A 16220-nucleotide genomic window follows, 5' to 3' on the forward strand; every position below is an offset into this window, starting at 1 on the left:
GTATATCGCTTTGGTAATTGCTGCAATCTCAACATTTTATAGGATGGTCGATAGGTGATGACATTGTTTGTGCGATCGCATAATTGCATCGACCGCTATGCTTATGATGCGTTACCTGAAAACCTTATATGTGTGATTTGCCGGACATAATATAAGTGAATACAGTTCAGTTAAGCCAAAAATACGAGTGTAGAGACGCGAAATTTCGCGTCTCTAGAGGTATAAAAATCCTTAACACCAAGCGTATTGTGATATAAGTGAGAAAATAGCCCTAACCTACAATGAATCTTGCAAATCTTCAAGCATAAAGAATTATCTAGAATCTGAATGTAGAGCGGATAACCCATTCATATATAGTATCATTGTTGCGGTTTTGTTCTGGATTGAATATGATCAGAAACCCTGGTGTGATTGAGAGATTGCTACTAACTTGATAACGATACAGCGCTTCCAAATGATAGGAAGTATCGCTATCTCTACGACGATCAACTATTCGATTTGTCGCTGTAGGTGCGAACGTATTCGGACCATAGTCATTACTTGTGACTTTTGGTGGTTGACCAAAAATAATCCCAGCCAAGTTGCCTTTTTTACCCAAATCAGGGAAACCAAGAGTTACAGCCCAGTTCCAAATATCGGCTTTGTCACCTCTGTTAACATTATTGCTTGCACGGTTATTACCTGAAGCTATTTCCGCAGTTGCTTGGGTATATCCAACCCAACCAGAAAGGACGAATTTAGGGTTAAAGCGATAACTAGTTTGTAAACCGTAATGATTGGCAGAGGTGGCAATATTGTTACCAAAGGGAGCAGCGGCAAAAGCACTACCTTCAGAACCAGAAACGTTTACATCACCACTTACAACACCATCGATAACACCGCTGAAGTAAGAGTGTGCGTAAGTTAAAGCGATGGTCGCATCTTTATTTGGTTGAATAGCTAATTGGGTTAAAGCTCCATAACTACCATCAAATAAACCCCTATTATTACCTGGGTCACTACCATTGCGTGCTAAATAACCGGCAGACAAGGTAAATATGTCGTTCAATTTGAGTATACCACTCACCCCCGAACCTAGACCAACAGCAAGACCTGTGTTGCTTGCTCGGTAGATGGGTGAAAATCGACCAAAGCGTGAGAGTGAGCCTGTTGTTGCTGCGGTAAACAGGGGGTTAACAGTGTTAAAGTTATCGAAGAATGATCCACCAATAGCATCAACCGTGACACTGAGCTGATCGCCCACAGAAAAATTGTAGAATATTTTCCCTATATCTATTGTATTTTCCTGCCGGACTGTGGTGTCATAACTCAAGCGAGTCATGTTTGTCCCAGTAACTGCCGAGTTAAAAGGAATGGTGTTATTTGCTTTGAGGATAATTCGCAAGCGATCTTTGCCGAAGAAACTGGAATCAAAGATTAAACGAACGCGATCGCTAAAAACTGCATTATCTCGCAACCTGGAACCTGATGAACCATAAGCATTTGCTCTGGCTGTATTCCTCTGTGCTGCGGTGATGCTAGGATTATTAATCTCATTCAACTGGTCAGAATTGAGCGCTCTGTCTTCACCAAACACACCGGCAACACTAAAAATTGCATCTCCAGTCAACTTGGTAGTCGCAGAAAATTGCTGACTTTCCACAACTGCTATACGTGCTTCCAAGGGATCTATTCGTCCTCGCAGTTCCGTTAACCCATCAGCATACTCTTGTTGCAGTCTTTGCAGAGTCTCTAAATCTTCCTTTTTCACAATGTCAGCTGTACTTGTGGCAATCAGTTCTTGAACCCTCTCCAAACAAGCACTCAAACCAGCAGCAAACTCATAGCGAGTCATTGCCCGATTGCCTCTAAAAGTACCGTTTGGGTAGCCGGCAATGCAACCATAGCGTTCAACGAATGATTGCAAAGCACCAAATGCCCAATCTGTAGGTTGTACGTCTGATAGTTGCGAGACTGAAGTCACCTGCTCTATTGTTGATGGATCTTGATTGATTTGCTGGTTCTGTTCGGATAAAATATCTTTAATGGGTACTATTGGTGTTTCCCAAACCAGATTATTTTCTGTCTGCAACTGAATGGATTGAGTATCGCTTTCTACTTTTGGATTTGCGGATGCAGTTTGTGCAGTGATAACGCTCGCAAATAACAGTATTGGAGCTATCCCGAAAGATAACGCAAGTAAATTAAACATTTCCCTCACACCTTTATACCAACTTAATTGATAAGTTACTACCAAATAAGTTGGTTAAATCGTATCAAGGGTTACATATTTTCCAAAATTTTACCAATTTTTGCAGTAAATCATAGTTATGTTGGTATTATGACTACCAAGGGGTAATTTTATGAAAAAATCTCATGATCGGGTTGACGATGAACAGAAGACAATTTTTTACCTTAATTAGTGTAGCCGTTATCAGCTTGCTGCTCACAATTGGCTTACCAGTGCTGAGTCAGTCTACTGTGGTAGCACAGTCTAACAGCAACTTACTTGTTTCTGCTGCTGCTAGCTTAAAAGAAACAATGGAAGAAATTAAGACTGTCTATCAACAAAGTAAACCAGGAGTCAATATTAACTATAATTTTGGGGCTTCTGGTGCTTTATTACAACAAATTCAGCAAGGTGCCCCGGCAGATATCTTTATCTCTGCGGGGAAAAAGCAGGTGGATACATTAGAACAAGCAGGGCAGTTGCTTGGGGGGACTCGTGCAGTGTTGGCAAAGAATCGTTTGGTTTTGGTTGTGCCAAATAATGTTGCCGGTGTTACCAGTTTTTATAACTTGACTGGAGATAATATCAAAAAAATAGCGATCGGGGAACCTAGAAGTGTTCCAGCAGGACAATATGGTGAGCAAGTTTTGAAGAAATTGGGCATTTTTGAGAAGATAAAAAGTAAGTTCGTCTATGCTAACAATGTACGTCAAGTTCTAGCAGCAGTAGAAAGTGGTAATGCTGATGCTGGTTTGGTTTATAGAACTGATGCTAAAATCTCCGACAAGGTGAAAATTGTTGTTGCTGCTGATGAAAAATATCATTCGCCAATTATCTATCCGATGGCAGTGTTGAAAAGTAGTAAAAATGCTGCTGCTGCGAAGGATTTTGTTCAGTTTTTGACGAGTGAGCAAGCTAAGGGTGTACTCACTAAATACGGCTTTCTTTTGTCTTAAAGCTCCTTCACCCAATTATAGTAAAGACGTTCCACCGGAACGTCTCTACGACGGTTGAAATGTTTTTATTAATGTTAATTATGAAGACATGATATTATATCCGACAAATCACACATGTTGTAAAGACGTTCCGCCGGAACGTCTCTACGACGGTTGAAATGTTTTTATTCATAATTAGGAAGACATCATATTAGTAGGTAAAATAGTTGTTAGTTTTAAGAACAGACAAAATTTCCGAATTTTATCTGTTTTTGAATGAGTAAATTTTAAATTGATTTATGCCCCTCGATTTAACCCCTTTGTGGATATCGCTGAAAACCTCTTTACTTGCCACAATTATTACCTTTTTCCTTGGTATTGCCGCTGCCTATTGGATGTTGGGATACCGAGGTAAAGGCAAATCGCTGATTGAGGGAATTTTCGTTTCTCCGCTGATTTTGCCCCCAACAGTCATTGGCTTTCTCTTGCTGATGTTTTTTGGCAAATATGGTCCTGCTGGGCAATTTCTGGATAAGTTTAACTTTAGCATCGTTTTTAATTGGTATGGTGCAGCGATCGCAGCCACAGTTGTCTCTTTCCCATTGATGTATAGAACTGCACTAGGAGCTTTTGAACAAATTGACCAAAATCTCCTTTTAGTAGCCAAAACCCTTGGTGCTTCCCAATGGACGATGTTTTGGCGTATCATGTTACCTTTATCACTTCCAGGAGTTTTAGCGGGAACAACGCTGGCTTTTGCTCGTGCTTTGGGTGAATTTGGAGCTACTTTGATGTTAGCTGGCAATATTCCCGGACAAACGCAGACTATGCCATTAGCAATTTATTTTGCTGTGGAAGCCGGTGATAATAATGAAGCTTGGCTTTGGTCGCTGGTAATTATGGCTACTTCTCTATCTGGGATAGTTGCAGTGAATATTTGGCAAGAAGCGAGGGGAAAGGGGACAAGGAGACAAGGGGACAGGGGGACAAGGGGACAAGGGAGACAAGGGGGACAAGGGGGACAAGGGGGACAAGGGGGAGAAGCTTTAATTAAGAATTCTGGACTTTTTGTAGATATTGAGAAAAAGCTTGCCGGTTTTGAGTTGAAAGTATCATTCAGTGCTGATAAGGAACCTTTGGGATTGTTGGGGGGTTCTGGAGCTGGGAAGAGTATGATTTTACGCTGTTTGGCAGGGGTAGAAACACCGACTTGGGGGCGAATTGTTTTAAATGGTCGGGTGTTATTTGATGCGGAACGTAAAATCAATTTACCTGCACGCGATCGCCATATTGGTTTTTTAGTGCAGAACTACGCGCTTTTCCCACACATGACGGTAGCACAAAACATCGCCTTTGGTTTGCCGAAGGGGTTATCTTCTACATCTGTGAAGCAGCAAGTAGAGGCTCAACTTATAGGGGTACAATTGCAAGGATATAGCGATCGCTATCCTTCACAACTTTCTGGTGGTCAACAGCAACGAGTCGCATTAGCCAGAGCTTTAGCATCTCAACCAGAAGCTTTACTTTTAGACGAACCATTTTCAGCACTGGATACTCACTTGCGGAGTCAACTAGAACAGCAAATGATTGCTATCTTAGCAGATTACCAGGGAACCACTTTATTTGTCACCCACAATTTAGAAGAAGCTTACCGAATTTGTCCAAATTTGTTGGTGATGGATAAAGGTCAACAAGTTCATTATGGTTTAAAATACGAAATTTTTGAACATCCTGCTACAGTTACGGTTGCTCAATTAACTGGTTGTAAGAACTTTTCTATGGCTCGCACTTTTACACCCCACGAAGTAGAAGCGATTGATTGGGGTTGTACACTAAGAGTAGTTGAAACCATTCCAGACGAATTATCTTTTATAGGCATTCGCGCCCATCATATCACCTTTAAAAGCGATTTAAAAAGTGAAAATATATTTCCTTGTTGGTTGGTAAAAACCATTGAAACACCCCACCGAATGACGTTATTTTTGAAGTTGCATTCGTCTAGTACAGGTAATCAAGATTATCATTTACAAGCCGAAGTATTCAAAGAGAAATGGACGACACTCAAAGACCAACCTTTCCCTTGGTACGTTCATTTAGATCCCATGCGACTTATCCTCATGTCCGGAGAAAGATGAAATAGGATGGCTTCGAGAGGTACAGAATATTGAATTAACCGCAGATGAAGATAGATAAACGCTGATGGACGCAGATAAATTTCTGACTTTTCAGGTCATGTGGAAAAGCTAACGATTGACCTAACCCCCTTTCCGAAACGGGAAGGGGGAAAATTCAAAGTCTCTCTCCTTGTAGGAGAGAGATTTAGAGAGACGTTTTCCAGATACCGTGAAAAGTCAGGATAAATTTGTACCTCAGCAGACTAGGAAGCGCTATTGAATGCTTTAATATGAGAAAATAATCATTATTGAGTCGCTAGCGATCGCATGACTTTTATCGCTGCTAAGTGGACGATTGACGAATATCACCGGATGATTGCTGCTGAGATTTTGCGCGATCGCCGAGTTGAACTGCTGAAGGGAGAAATTGTCGAAATGTCACCAGAAGGAGAACCACACGCTTATTGTAGTGATGAGGCTGGAGAGTATCTGGCAAAATTACTGGGTGAACGCGCTAAAATTCGTCAAGCCAAGCCTATCACCTTACCCAACGATTCCGAACCAGAGCCAGATGTTGCCATTGTCCAACGTTTAGGGCGCGATTATCGAGAGCATCACCCCTATCCAGAAAATATTTTTTGGCTGATTGAGTATGCTAACTCTAGTTTGGAGAAAGATTTAGAGATAAAAAGCAAAATCTACGCCGAAGCGGGTATTCCTGAGTATTGGGTTGTAAATCTCAAAAAGTTACATTTGGTAGTGTTTAGAGAACCCTTAGAGGGAGATTACGCCACAAAATTGACACTAACTGCGGGAATAATTCAACCGCTTGCATTCCCAGATGTTTCTGTTTCGGTGGAGCAAATTATTAACAGATGAGATTTTTGTGTCGAATTGACCAAAATAGACATCTCCAGAAAAGACGTAGCAATGCTACGTCTCTACAAGGGTTGTGGACTACGCATAGCTCATTTTCGGAGATGTCTTATGACATCGTAGCGTTTCTGATGGTAACTCACCGAACATTTCTTTGTAATCTCTGCAAAGATGCCCACCGCTCCAAAAACCCCAATGTTCAGCTATCTGCATCACCGTTGTGGTGTTAGGGTCAGCATTTTTTAAAGTGCGACGCACTCCATTGAGCCGTTGAATTTTCAGATAAGACATTGGACTTACACCAAAAATATCTTGAAAGCCATAAGATAAAGTACTACTGCTAGTTCCTAAATTGTCGCATAGTTGTTTTAGGGTTAAAGGGCGATCGCTATAAGATTGTGCAATCTCTTCGGCTTTTTTGACAAAGGAGTAACGGTGGAAGATTTTTGGTGTGTGTCGGTTTTTTTGTGCGCTCTTTCCCAGCGTATTGATCAGCAATGGCAAAAAATCTTCCACAATCAGCGATCGCATCTGTGGCTGTATTAATAATGATGTTTTGCCGGTAAATATTTCAGTGATTTGCTGATAATAAGCTCTTAAATGGCGCAATGAAGAAGGATGCAAACGGATTAAATTTTGCTTGAGAAACTTCTGCCCTAGATCATACCCCATTTGTTCGGCTAAGGACTGGAAAACTGACAAATTAAGCCTAGCAAGGACTATGTGAGAATCTTTCCCGGACACTACATCGGCTTCCCTAGTTGGATCAAACCCAAATATATCCTGTTTTTTTATCGGGCAACCGTGAGACAGAACCTGTGTCTCATTAGCTTGAAGGATAGTTGTAAATGTCACATCATGAGGAGGCTTTGGTCCCTTAAATGTCACGCATTGATTAGAGGTAACGTGGATAAACTTCAGACCCCTAAAGTCTGCAAAATTAATATTCCCCACAAAGCTGCCTGGGGTTAACTGGTTGACAGTGACATTTAATGGATTGATTGCTTTCGCACAGGTATCAATATCATCAAATTGGCGAGTGATGACCAGAGGCTGGATGTGAGGGTCTTGGTTGGAGATGAGCGACATAGATTGGGATTATAGATGAGTAAAATCATGTAATCGTGAGCTTTAGCGAGTATTCAAGGGATTAAGGTAATCATACACCGTCTAGTGGCGTTTATTTAGATATCCAAAAGTTGGAATTTTGGAATATTCTTTTCTATTAAATAATTGTATATTTACTGTGTGACGCAGAAAGGAAATACACTTTTTCCCGAAAAAACAGGCTAACGGTAACACGAGTCTTACAAAATACATACGCACTGAATTATGTAAGACTCTGTATTGCACATATTCAGTTGCGATCGTGATGTAAAAATCTAGCGATCGCTATTTTTACGTTGACAACAAACACATCAAAAATCATATGAAAATTTTGCTAAATACCGTGATAGAAAACATAAATTTGAAGCAGGCGATCGTATGACTTTTATCCCTCCTAATTGAATTACTTTGGAATATTTTGACAATCCATCAATGACGCTAATAAGCTATGTTGCTCAATGACCGCAGAATTAAATAATGACTCTCAAAAATCACCAAACATTCTCCATGCTTGGGGTATAGTAGTGTTGCTTGTTGTCACCCTCATCTGGGGTACGAGCTATCCGCTGCTCAAGGGAGCCGTCAGTAGTCTTTCTCCTTCGGCAATATTGGCAACGCGCTTCACAGTAGCGGCATTACCTTTCACCCTGTATTTGCGTTTCCTTAATCTTCCACTGCTAAGGGATGGAGTCTTCTTAGGGGTGAAACAGTCGTGACTGGACGCAGAGTCATGCTTCTACCAGACAGAACTAGTCACTCTTTCCAGGTAGACTTTGACCTCCATATAGAATTAGATGAGCCGGCACGATTGATCAATCATTCTTGTAATCCAAATACAGGGGTGAGAAATAATAAATTCGGAGCATATGATTTTATAGCATTGGTTAATATTCCTTATGGATGTGAGATTACATGGGACTACGAGACAACAGAGTATATTTCTATTGCCATTCCAGAATGTGGTTGTGGCTCATCTAACTGTCGATTAAAAACCAGTGGATTCAAGTTTCTTTCTGTTGATATCAGGGAAAAGTATGGTGAATTTATTGCCGATTATCTCAAACCCTGATTTCTTATCACATCTCTCAAAGCCTTAAATGCAACTTGCTAGTTAGTGCCCAAAAATAGTATCTATTTGACACGATAAATATATTTTTTGCGTCAAATGGATAAGTACGAACTTTAAAAATAGAGAACATCAACAATGCAACCTAATACTATTCCAGTAGAAGACGAACAAAAATCAGGGATTCAATTCCATAAAAGCTTTAAAACCCCTGACCAAATTCCTGAAAAAGGTATTCGGCAAGCAATAAAATTAATGCAGCATGGAAGACTTTATCGCTATAATTTTTCAGATGATTTGAGCAATTATAGTAACTCTGATGAGTTAAATGATGAAGATGAGCAACTGGCAACTGAAGTAGCTAAACTGGAATATGAGTTTAGTCTCTACACGAAACACAAGTATGTTGTTGGAGTTAATTCCTGTGGAAGTGCTATCTTTTTAGCCCTGAAAGCAGGTGGGGTCAAGTATGGAGATAAAGTATTGACTAATGCTTTTACCTTCACAGCAGTTCCTAGTAGTATCGTTCATACTGGTGGAATTCCCATTTACGTGGAATGTAACTCTGGATATGTAATTGATATTGAAGATTTAAAACGTAAAATAGCAGATCATCTAGACGCAAAGTTTTTTGTTCTGTCCCATATGCGAGGACATATATCAGATTTAGATACTGTAAGAAATATTTGCGAGCAAGCGGGAATTTATTTAATAGAAGATTGCGCTCATAGTCTAGGTGCTGAATGGGATGGAAAACTAGTAGGATATCATGGGCAAATTGCTTGCTTTAGTACCCAAAGCTATAAATTACTCAACTCTGGTGAAGGTGGTTTAATTGCTACCAATAACGAAGAATTGGCAGCTTATTGTATTCTGGCAGCAGGTTCTTACGAAAAATTGTACAAGAAACATCTTGCTCGTCCAGTTGATGACAATTTGTTTGAACAAATGAAGCCTCATGTTCCCAACTTCAGTTTGCGAATGAGTAACTTAACTGCTGCTGTATTGAGACCACAGATAGAATTTTTAGAAAACAAAATATCTCAAGGTAGACAAAAGTATCATCGGTTAGTAGAAATTCTAAATTCTGTCAGGAATATTTATATTCCCTCTCCTTTAGAACAAGTGAAACATGCACCTGACAGTTTGCAATTTAATCTTTTGGGATTAACTTCAGAACAAGTTGATAAATTTGTTCAACAAACTAGCGAGAGGGGGGTTGCAATCCAAATTTTTGGTAGAGCGGATAATTCTCGTTATTACAAAAACTGGCAATACTCATTTACGGAAATACCCACTTTAGAAAAAACAGAATCTATTATTTCTTCTGCTTGCGATATCAGGTTGCCATCAAATTTTGATTTCGACGATCTCAATTTAATAGGCTATCTTATGAAAGATGTTCTGTATAAAATTCTCAGAGAAGAAAATCATCAAGATTATGCAAATGGATTGACAGATTACTTTGAAAATATCCAAGAAGTCAGGAGTAAATACGATAATTGGGTATCATTTTATGATCAAGAACATTACGATAACGGCTGGACGATTTTACTCAACCATATTGCTTACACCCTAATATCTTATTTAAAGAAAGACGATCTGATTTTAGATATTGGCTGTGGTACAGGATTATTAGGTCGAGAACTCAGTTCTTACGGTTTCAAAAACCTCCAAGGACTTGATATTAGCCAACAGTCTTTAGACATATTAAAAGACTTGGATATATACAACGCTTTGCATCTAGAAGAGTTGGGCAATACTCTTTCTTTTGCAGATAATACATTTGATGCTTTAGTGTCAACTGGGGTTTTCACTCGCAATCAGGTTCCCTTAGAAACTTTTGAGGAACTGATTCGGGTTCTTAAGCCAGGTGGTATTTTTGCTGTTGTTCTTAGAGTCGAAGATGATGATTTGTATTACAAACCGATCAAAAACTATTGTGCAATCAATATGTGGCAAGAAGTTTTAAAAGCAAGAATCAGTGTGTTAAAAAGCTGCAACCACGAGCTAGTGATTTTGCAGAAGCAGAGTATTTTATAGGTTGGATTAAGGCAACGAAACCCAACACCAGTTGGTAGTATTTCTGCTCAATGGTTTGGGTTAATTCTTTGCCAAGCTTAAAGTTTAAATCAACTCTCAATAAGTGTAGGATGGGCACTGCCAAAAACCTAAAAATAATGCTTTGAGCGAACGGTAGGTAGTGCCTACCCTTGGATCGTACTGAGCGGTTTACCGCTCATATCATGGGAGCGCAAATCTAGAGACGTAAGAAGTAGAACGTCTTTGGGACGGTAGGTAGGTTTTTATTACTGTTAATTAAACGCACATGATATCAAAGCAAGGATTTTAACGGCTGTTAGCGGAGCTTTCCCGTAGGGTAGCCGTTACTACATTGAGGAGCGTTTATTTATACATCTACTTATAACAGTCATTAAAAAATAATTAAGAAGTATTGATACAGGGACTTGAAATGTGCGATAGTTTCCAACGGAAGAAACAATAAAAACAGAAAGTTGAAAAGAGCTAAAACTCAATAAAGAGAGTAAAGTGTCATTGTTTGTTCAGCTAAGAATTAAATTCTTTGTTAAATCAACTTTCAATTACCCCTTAAACCTATGGAAGCAGTTTGGAACACACTGAAAAATCTCGATTACTCCGGCATACCCATTGGCAAAATAGTTACCGTCATCATCGTCCTGACGTTGACACAGACGTTGAGACGATTTGTTGTTGCAGCTATTGTTAACACTATTGAGCGCTTTACTCGCAAAACCAGGAGTATCCTCGACGATGAGTTAATTTCGATTCTCAAACCTTCTTTAAGTTGGTTGATTCTGATTGCTGGACTGTGGCTGTCCAAGGAAATTCTGGCACAGAACATAGGACCTCAAGTGAGCGAAGCAATTGGTAGGACGCTCAACTTAATAGTTGTTTTTATAGTTGCATATTTTATTTATCGAGCCTCTTCCATCTTGGGTCAGATAATTGCTAACGTGTTGCTGCATACTGACACTGAGCTTGATGAATTGCTGAGACCGTTGATGCCGAAAGTTTTTCAATCGGCAGCAATTATCGTAATCGCTATTAAGGTAAGTGAAATCTTTTTAGGACAATCAGCAGCAGCACTGGTTGGTCTATTAGGTGGTGCTGGTATCACTTTAGGTTTGCTGTTGAAGGACATTGTTTATGACTGGTTTTGTACATTGATTATCTACTCTGATAATCTCTATAGAGAAGGTGACTGGGTAGGAATATCAGGAGTAGACGGTTTTGTGCAAATACTCAGTATTGGGTTCAGAACCACAACCCTGCATCTAACTAAGTGGGGTTCGATCATGAAAATGCCCAATTCTAAAATGATTTCTGGAATTGTGGAGAATTGGTCACAAAATCCAGGTGAAGAGTTAAAGTGGGGCATTAATATAATTCTCAAAATTGATGGTATTTCCGCAAAGCAAACTGCCATGATTTGTGATGCTATTCAAGAAATGCCTAAGTCGATTCCTGGCTTTTTTCCATTATGTACAGTTCGCTTCAAAAAAATTGAACAGAATTCGCGCGTCATTGAAGTTATCGCATTTGTGAATGATGATAATCTCTATTTTGATGCGGAAAAGAACTTAAATTTATCCATATTAGACTTACTGGAGAAAGAGGGAATTGATTTCCTGCATGTGGAACTTAGAACAGACCCAGAAAAGTATAAACAGAGTCTACAAGCACTCAACAATTAATATACATCTCCAAAATAGTATTATCATATGATAAAAGAATAGAATGATGAGTTTTTGATACGAAAATATGAGTTAAATACTGAACCACATTGAAGAGAACAAGAAAGAAACACAGAGATTGATTGGTCTACATTACGAACATCTACAACAATTAATTCAAAATGCAGGGCGATCGCATGATGAAAAACAAGCTTTGATAGAATCCAAGAAAATTAGAATTATTACAGGTGGAGGTGGTCGTAAACCTAAATTATCAATACCAGAACAAATAATTTTGACTTTGGTTTATCTCAGGCATATGACAACCGCTTGCATCTTATGAGCTAGTCACAGCAAAGCTTTGATAGTTTTCACTCCTATGTCTACTAGATAAGCTATTCTTGAAGCGCTTGCTGAAAAGTCTTGATGGCATCAACATGATTTACCATATTAATGCAGCGTAACAACAAATCAAGATCGATCCCTTTGACCTCCTCACTACTGGAAACCCTTTCATAGTGGGGTATATTGCTCTTGTTACGCAAATGATACACTTCTAGCACACCATCTTCCCAGAACCACACTTCTGGAATCAAGAGCCGCTTGTATGCCTCCAGTTTGTTAATTCCGCCACTGGTAAACACCACCTCGATCGCCAAATCGGGACGCACTCGACCAGGAGCCAGTTTATAAGATTTATCTGCTTCTCGCTTGACAGCACCTGATTCACTTTCCAAGGTCATTGAGCCTGTTGGAGTAAAGTCAAATCCTGCCATGAGCAGGTAAAGTTCCAACAATGCGCTGAGTCTTTCTTTAACGGTTTGGTGGGGTTCTCCAGGCATTTTTCGGATCTCCAAAACACCATCTAGGAAAGACAGCCGATATCCTGGACGGTCTAATAACTGCTCAATGGCTTTGAATTCTCTCCAGGTCATTCCCTCAAACAAAAGGGGTGATTCCTTTGTGGGTATAGCGTAGACGCTTTGCGGCTTGTCGTCAGACATCGCTGCTGAGGTCATAAAAGTATCCAGTCACATGCCTGATGAGAAATAATCAGCTTTGTCGGGCAATTTGTTTATTCTAACTTTTTTTGGGAGTAAGCCCTCGGTGCGATCGCCTGTTGGGGATAAAATCAAAGATTCAGGCGATCGCTTGCTCACCCAGGAAAAAGGTTAGAATTAGCACAAAATATTGTTGCTATTTGCCTTGCGCTGAGTCTAGTTTATGACCAAGCACGCTAATCAACCTTTCTTAGCATTCTTGAAAGTTGCCCTGTTGGGAGTTTCATTTCCCTTGTTGTTGACAAGTCACAATTGGGCGCAGGCGAACACTAAGCAGGATAATATCTTACAGCAGTTTTCATCTAAACAGACCACACGCAGACCTAACCCCCTAACCCCCTTCCCTATGTTCGCGCAGCGTGCCGCAGGCAGGGAAGGGGGAATCAAAGCCTCTCTCCTCATAGGAGAGAGGTTTGGAGAGAGGTCTATCCATTTGAAAAGCGCTGTAATATACGCTCAAACACCTGCCAAGTCTACACCCCAAGCGAGTCAACCTGCTGAAGTTAAAAAGACTACACCGACACAGCAGGAAAAGCAGGAGAAAGGGGAAAAATCTGATGATGATAAAAAGTCGGATCTGCCATTGACTGTAGTGCTGGCAATTCTTGGAGGTGTTGGAGTTTTGTACGTGGGAGTTCTTTGGTTCTCTCCGCTTTGGCTACTACGGCTACCTGCGGAATTGAAGGTTCCTAAGTTAGGAATGTTTCCAGAATTCAAACTACCACTTGGTTTTGTAATTTGGCTCAAATACCGTCCCAGAGTGCTGGATGCTTGGGTTGAGAAACACATTGATACTTTCGATAAAAAATTCCAGGAAAATGAAACCGTTGATGAGCGCAAGGATTACGTTTCTCTGCCTGTGGAGTTAAATAAGCAGGAGATTGAAGAACTGACAACGGAAGACTTGAGGAAAACTTTTGAAAAAGAAAAGCGCGTGCGGCTTTTGATTTGGGGAGAGGGAGGTTCAGGAAAAACAACGATTGCTTGTCAGATTGCGAAATGGGCAATGATAAAGGACAAGTCCAAACGCCTGACTCAACACTTAATGTTACCAGTTTTAATTGAGCAAGAACTGAAATTGCAGTCAGGGGAAGGCATGAAGCCTTTGATGGAAGTCATTGTAGGACAAATCCAGGAGATGAGCGACGGCGAACAAAAGATTGTTGATGAATTGCTAGTAGAACAACTTTTACGACAACGCCGCATTCTCTTGATTGTCGATCATTTCTCGGAAATGAGTCAACAAACTCGTGAAAAGATTAATCCTGAAGTTCCAGAGTTTCCAGCGAATGCTTTGGTAATTACCTCACGAATTGAAGAAAAATTTAACGGAATTGACAACAAGATTAGGATTCTCCGGTTCGACGATGGGAAGAAGTTAGTAGGCTTTATCAATAAGTATTTGAAACAGCGCAAAAAGTGGCAACTTTTTCAGGAGGATCAACAAGAGTTTTTGGAAGAATGTGCCCAACTTGCAGGCATAGTGGGTGAGAAGAAAACAATTATAGTTTTGCTGGCGAAACTGTATGCAGAGCGAATGATTAATGCTAAGGAAAATCCATCAAACAGGGAGCGTTCCCTTGATAATATCCCTGACTTGATAATTGACCACTTAAAAAAGCTCTATGAGGACGAGAAAAGACGCACCAATGAGGAATATCATACACTTGAATTCGATGCCAAGCTCATTGCTTGGAAATGTCTTGAGCGGGACTATAAGCCAAGTTATGTAGAGCGTAAATCTGTGATTGCTGCCTTGAGTAGGGAAGAAGCTGATAACTCCCTTAAGTATTTTGAGGAAAAACTCCATTTAATTAAGTCAGGAAAATCAGGCACAATTAGGTTTGCTCTAGATCCTTTGGCTGAATATTTAGCAGGACTATACTTGGTAGAAAATTACAATGAAAAAGAAGCAAGCTGGCGCGAGTTTTTCGCGAAAGTAGACTCAAATTCAGACAAACGGGAAGAAATTAAAGGTTTTCTGCTAGCAGTGAGAGATTGCTGTCTGGCAAAAGGTACAGAAGCCAAAGTACCCAGTTTCGTGGCAGAGGAACTAGGCAAACTCGCAGGGCTAGATTTGGAAGCGTTAAAGCAAGAACAACAGAAGCGACGGATTCGACGCTTTATCAGTAACCTTTGGCTTCCAGATAAAGATGATAGGCTACATGCCGTTGAAGAATTAAGTAAAATGGCAGCAACAGCTAAATCTGCGGTTGATGGTCTTCTCATAGCCCTGAAAGATGATGATTCTCGTGTGCGTCGTAGTGCCGCTGAGGCATTGAGCAAGTTACGTAATCCCTCAGAGTCGTTACTACAAGAGCTTGTGGCGTGTATAAAAAATGATAATTCTGATGTGCGTTATTATGCGGCTGAAGTGTTGGGCAAGTTAGGTAATCCTTCAGAGTCAGTACTGGAAGGGCTTGTGACGTGTCTGAAAAATGATAATTCTGATGTGCGTTATTATGCGGCTGAAGTGTTGGGCAAGTTAGGTAATCCCTCAGAGTCAGTACTGGAAGGGCTTGTGACGTGTCTGAAAGATGATAATTTTAATGTGCGTCGTCGTGCAGTTCAGGCGTTGGGTAAGTTACATAATGCCTCAGAGTCGGTACTGAAAGCGCTTCTGGAGTGTCTGCTGGAAGATGATGATTATGATGTGCGTTATTATGCCGCTCAGGCGTTGGGCAACTTAGGTAACACCTCTGAGCCAGTACTGCAAGCGCTTGTGGAGTGTATGAAATATGATAATTCTAATGTGGGTCTTAGTGCCGCTCAGGCGGTGGTCAAGATTGGTAACGCTCAGGCGTTGGGCAAGTTAGGTAATCCCTCAGAGTCGTTACTGCAAGCGCTTGTAGCGTGTATGAAATATGATAATTCTGATGTGCGTCTTAGTGCCGCTCAGGCGGTGGTCAAGATTGGTAACGCTCAGGCGTTGGGCAAGTTAGGTAATCCCTCAGAGTCGTTACTGCAAGCGCTTCTGGGGTGTCTGAAAGATGATAATTCTGATGTGCGTAGTAATGCCGCTTGGGCATTGGGAGAGTTAGATAACACCTCAGAATCGGTACTGCAAGGGCTTCTGGGGTGTCTCAAAGATGATAATTCTGATGTGCGTCGTAGTGCCGCTTGGGCATTGGGAAAG

At 40.5% G+C, this 16220-nt stretch carries 12 protein-coding genes; 9 read left to right on the plus strand and 3 right to left on the minus strand.

The window, feature by feature from the left end; all coding sequences use genetic code 11:
• Positions 1-316: 316 nt before the first annotated feature.
• A complete protein-coding gene (locus TOL9009_RS0108290) occupies positions 317-2191 on the minus strand; it encodes an iron uptake porin (RefSeq protein ID WP_029632392.1) in 1875 nt (624 codons plus the stop codon).
• A 179-nt stretch (positions 2192-2370) separates the two neighbouring features.
• Here TOL9009_RS0108290 and modA point away from each other — a divergent pair, with 179 nt between their 5' ends.
• The 3 genes from modA (at position 2371) to TOL9009_RS0108305 (ending at position 6137) form a co-directional block, all read left to right on the plus strand.
• Entirely contained in the window at positions 2371-3165 is a 795-nt protein-coding gene (gene modA / locus TOL9009_RS0108295; protein WP_029632393.1) for a molybdate ABC transporter substrate-binding protein, read from the plus strand.
• A gap of 278 nt (positions 3166-3443) precedes the next feature.
• Positions 3444-5279 (plus strand): molybdate ABC transporter permease subunit, encoded by a 1836-nt coding sequence (gene modB, locus TOL9009_RS0108300; protein WP_029632394.1) that lies wholly within the window; start codon positions 3444-3446, stop codon positions 5277-5279.
• Between the two features lie 306 nt (positions 5280-5585).
• Positions 5586-6137 (plus strand): Uma2 family endonuclease, encoded by a 552-nt coding sequence (locus TOL9009_RS0108305; RefSeq protein WP_029632395.1) that lies wholly within the window; start codon positions 5586-5588, stop codon positions 6135-6137.
• Between the two features lie 78 nt (positions 6138-6215).
• Here TOL9009_RS0108305 and TOL9009_RS42105 read toward each other — a convergent pair whose 3' ends face one another.
• Positions 6216-7223 carry a helix-turn-helix domain-containing protein gene (locus tag TOL9009_RS42105; protein WP_051502840.1) on the minus strand — a complete coding sequence of 336 codons (1008 nt, stop codon included), beginning with the start codon at positions 7221-7223 and terminating at the stop codon, positions 6216-6218.
• Between the two features lie 476 nt (positions 7224-7699).
• On the opposite strand from TOL9009_RS42105, the gene TOL9009_RS0108315 reads away from it, so the two are divergent.
• The 5 genes from TOL9009_RS0108315 (at position 7700) to TOL9009_RS38580 (ending at position 12366) form a co-directional block, all read left to right on the plus strand.
• Positions 7700-7957, plus strand: a complete 258-nt coding sequence (locus TOL9009_RS0108315) for an EamA family transporter (RefSeq protein ID WP_029632396.1) — start codon at positions 7700-7702, stop codon at positions 7955-7957.
• Positions 7954-8310: an SET domain-containing protein-lysine N-methyltransferase gene (locus TOL9009_RS0108320; protein ID WP_051502841.1), complete on the plus strand. Its 357-nt coding sequence runs from the start codon at positions 7954-7956 to the stop codon at positions 8308-8310. The genes TOL9009_RS0108315 and TOL9009_RS0108320 overlap by 4 nt, the downstream gene beginning before the upstream one ends.
• A 135-nt stretch (positions 8311-8445) precedes the next feature.
• Positions 8446-10350 carry an aminotransferase class I/II-fold pyridoxal phosphate-dependent enzyme gene (locus TOL9009_RS38575; protein WP_051502842.1) on the plus strand — a complete coding sequence of 635 codons (1905 nt, stop codon included), beginning with the start codon at positions 8446-8448 and terminating at the stop codon, positions 10348-10350.
• Positions 10351-10925: 575 nt separating this feature from the next.
• On the plus strand, positions 10926-12044 hold the full coding sequence (locus tag TOL9009_RS0108330; RefSeq protein ID WP_029632398.1) for a mechanosensitive ion channel family protein: 1119 nt from the start codon (positions 10926-10928) through the stop codon (positions 12042-12044).
• A 118-nt stretch (positions 12045-12162) separates the two neighbouring features.
• The gene (locus TOL9009_RS38580) at positions 12163-12366 is read left to right on the plus strand and encodes a transposase family protein (RefSeq protein WP_242055084.1); all 204 of its coding nucleotides are present in this window, start codon (positions 12163-12165) and stop codon (positions 12364-12366) included.
• 52 nt (positions 12367-12418) lie between these two features.
• Here the strand turns inward: TOL9009_RS38580 and TOL9009_RS0108340 are convergent, their stop codons facing one another.
• Positions 12419-13042, minus strand: coding sequence for a Uma2 family endonuclease (locus TOL9009_RS0108340; protein ID WP_051502843.1), 624 nt, complete (start codon positions 13040-13042; stop codon positions 12419-12421).
• A 475-nt stretch (positions 13043-13517) separates the two neighbouring features.
• Between TOL9009_RS0108340 and TOL9009_RS42110 the strand changes: the two genes are divergently transcribed.
• Positions 13518-16220 (plus strand): HEAT repeat domain-containing protein (locus tag TOL9009_RS42110; protein WP_221928641.1); only part of this gene is annotated, 2703 nt, incomplete at its 3' end.

Source organism: [Scytonema hofmanni] UTEX 2349 (assembly GCF_000582685.1).
GTDB lineage: Bacteria > Cyanobacteriota > Cyanobacteriia > Cyanobacteriales > Nostocaceae > Hassallia > Hassallia hofmanni.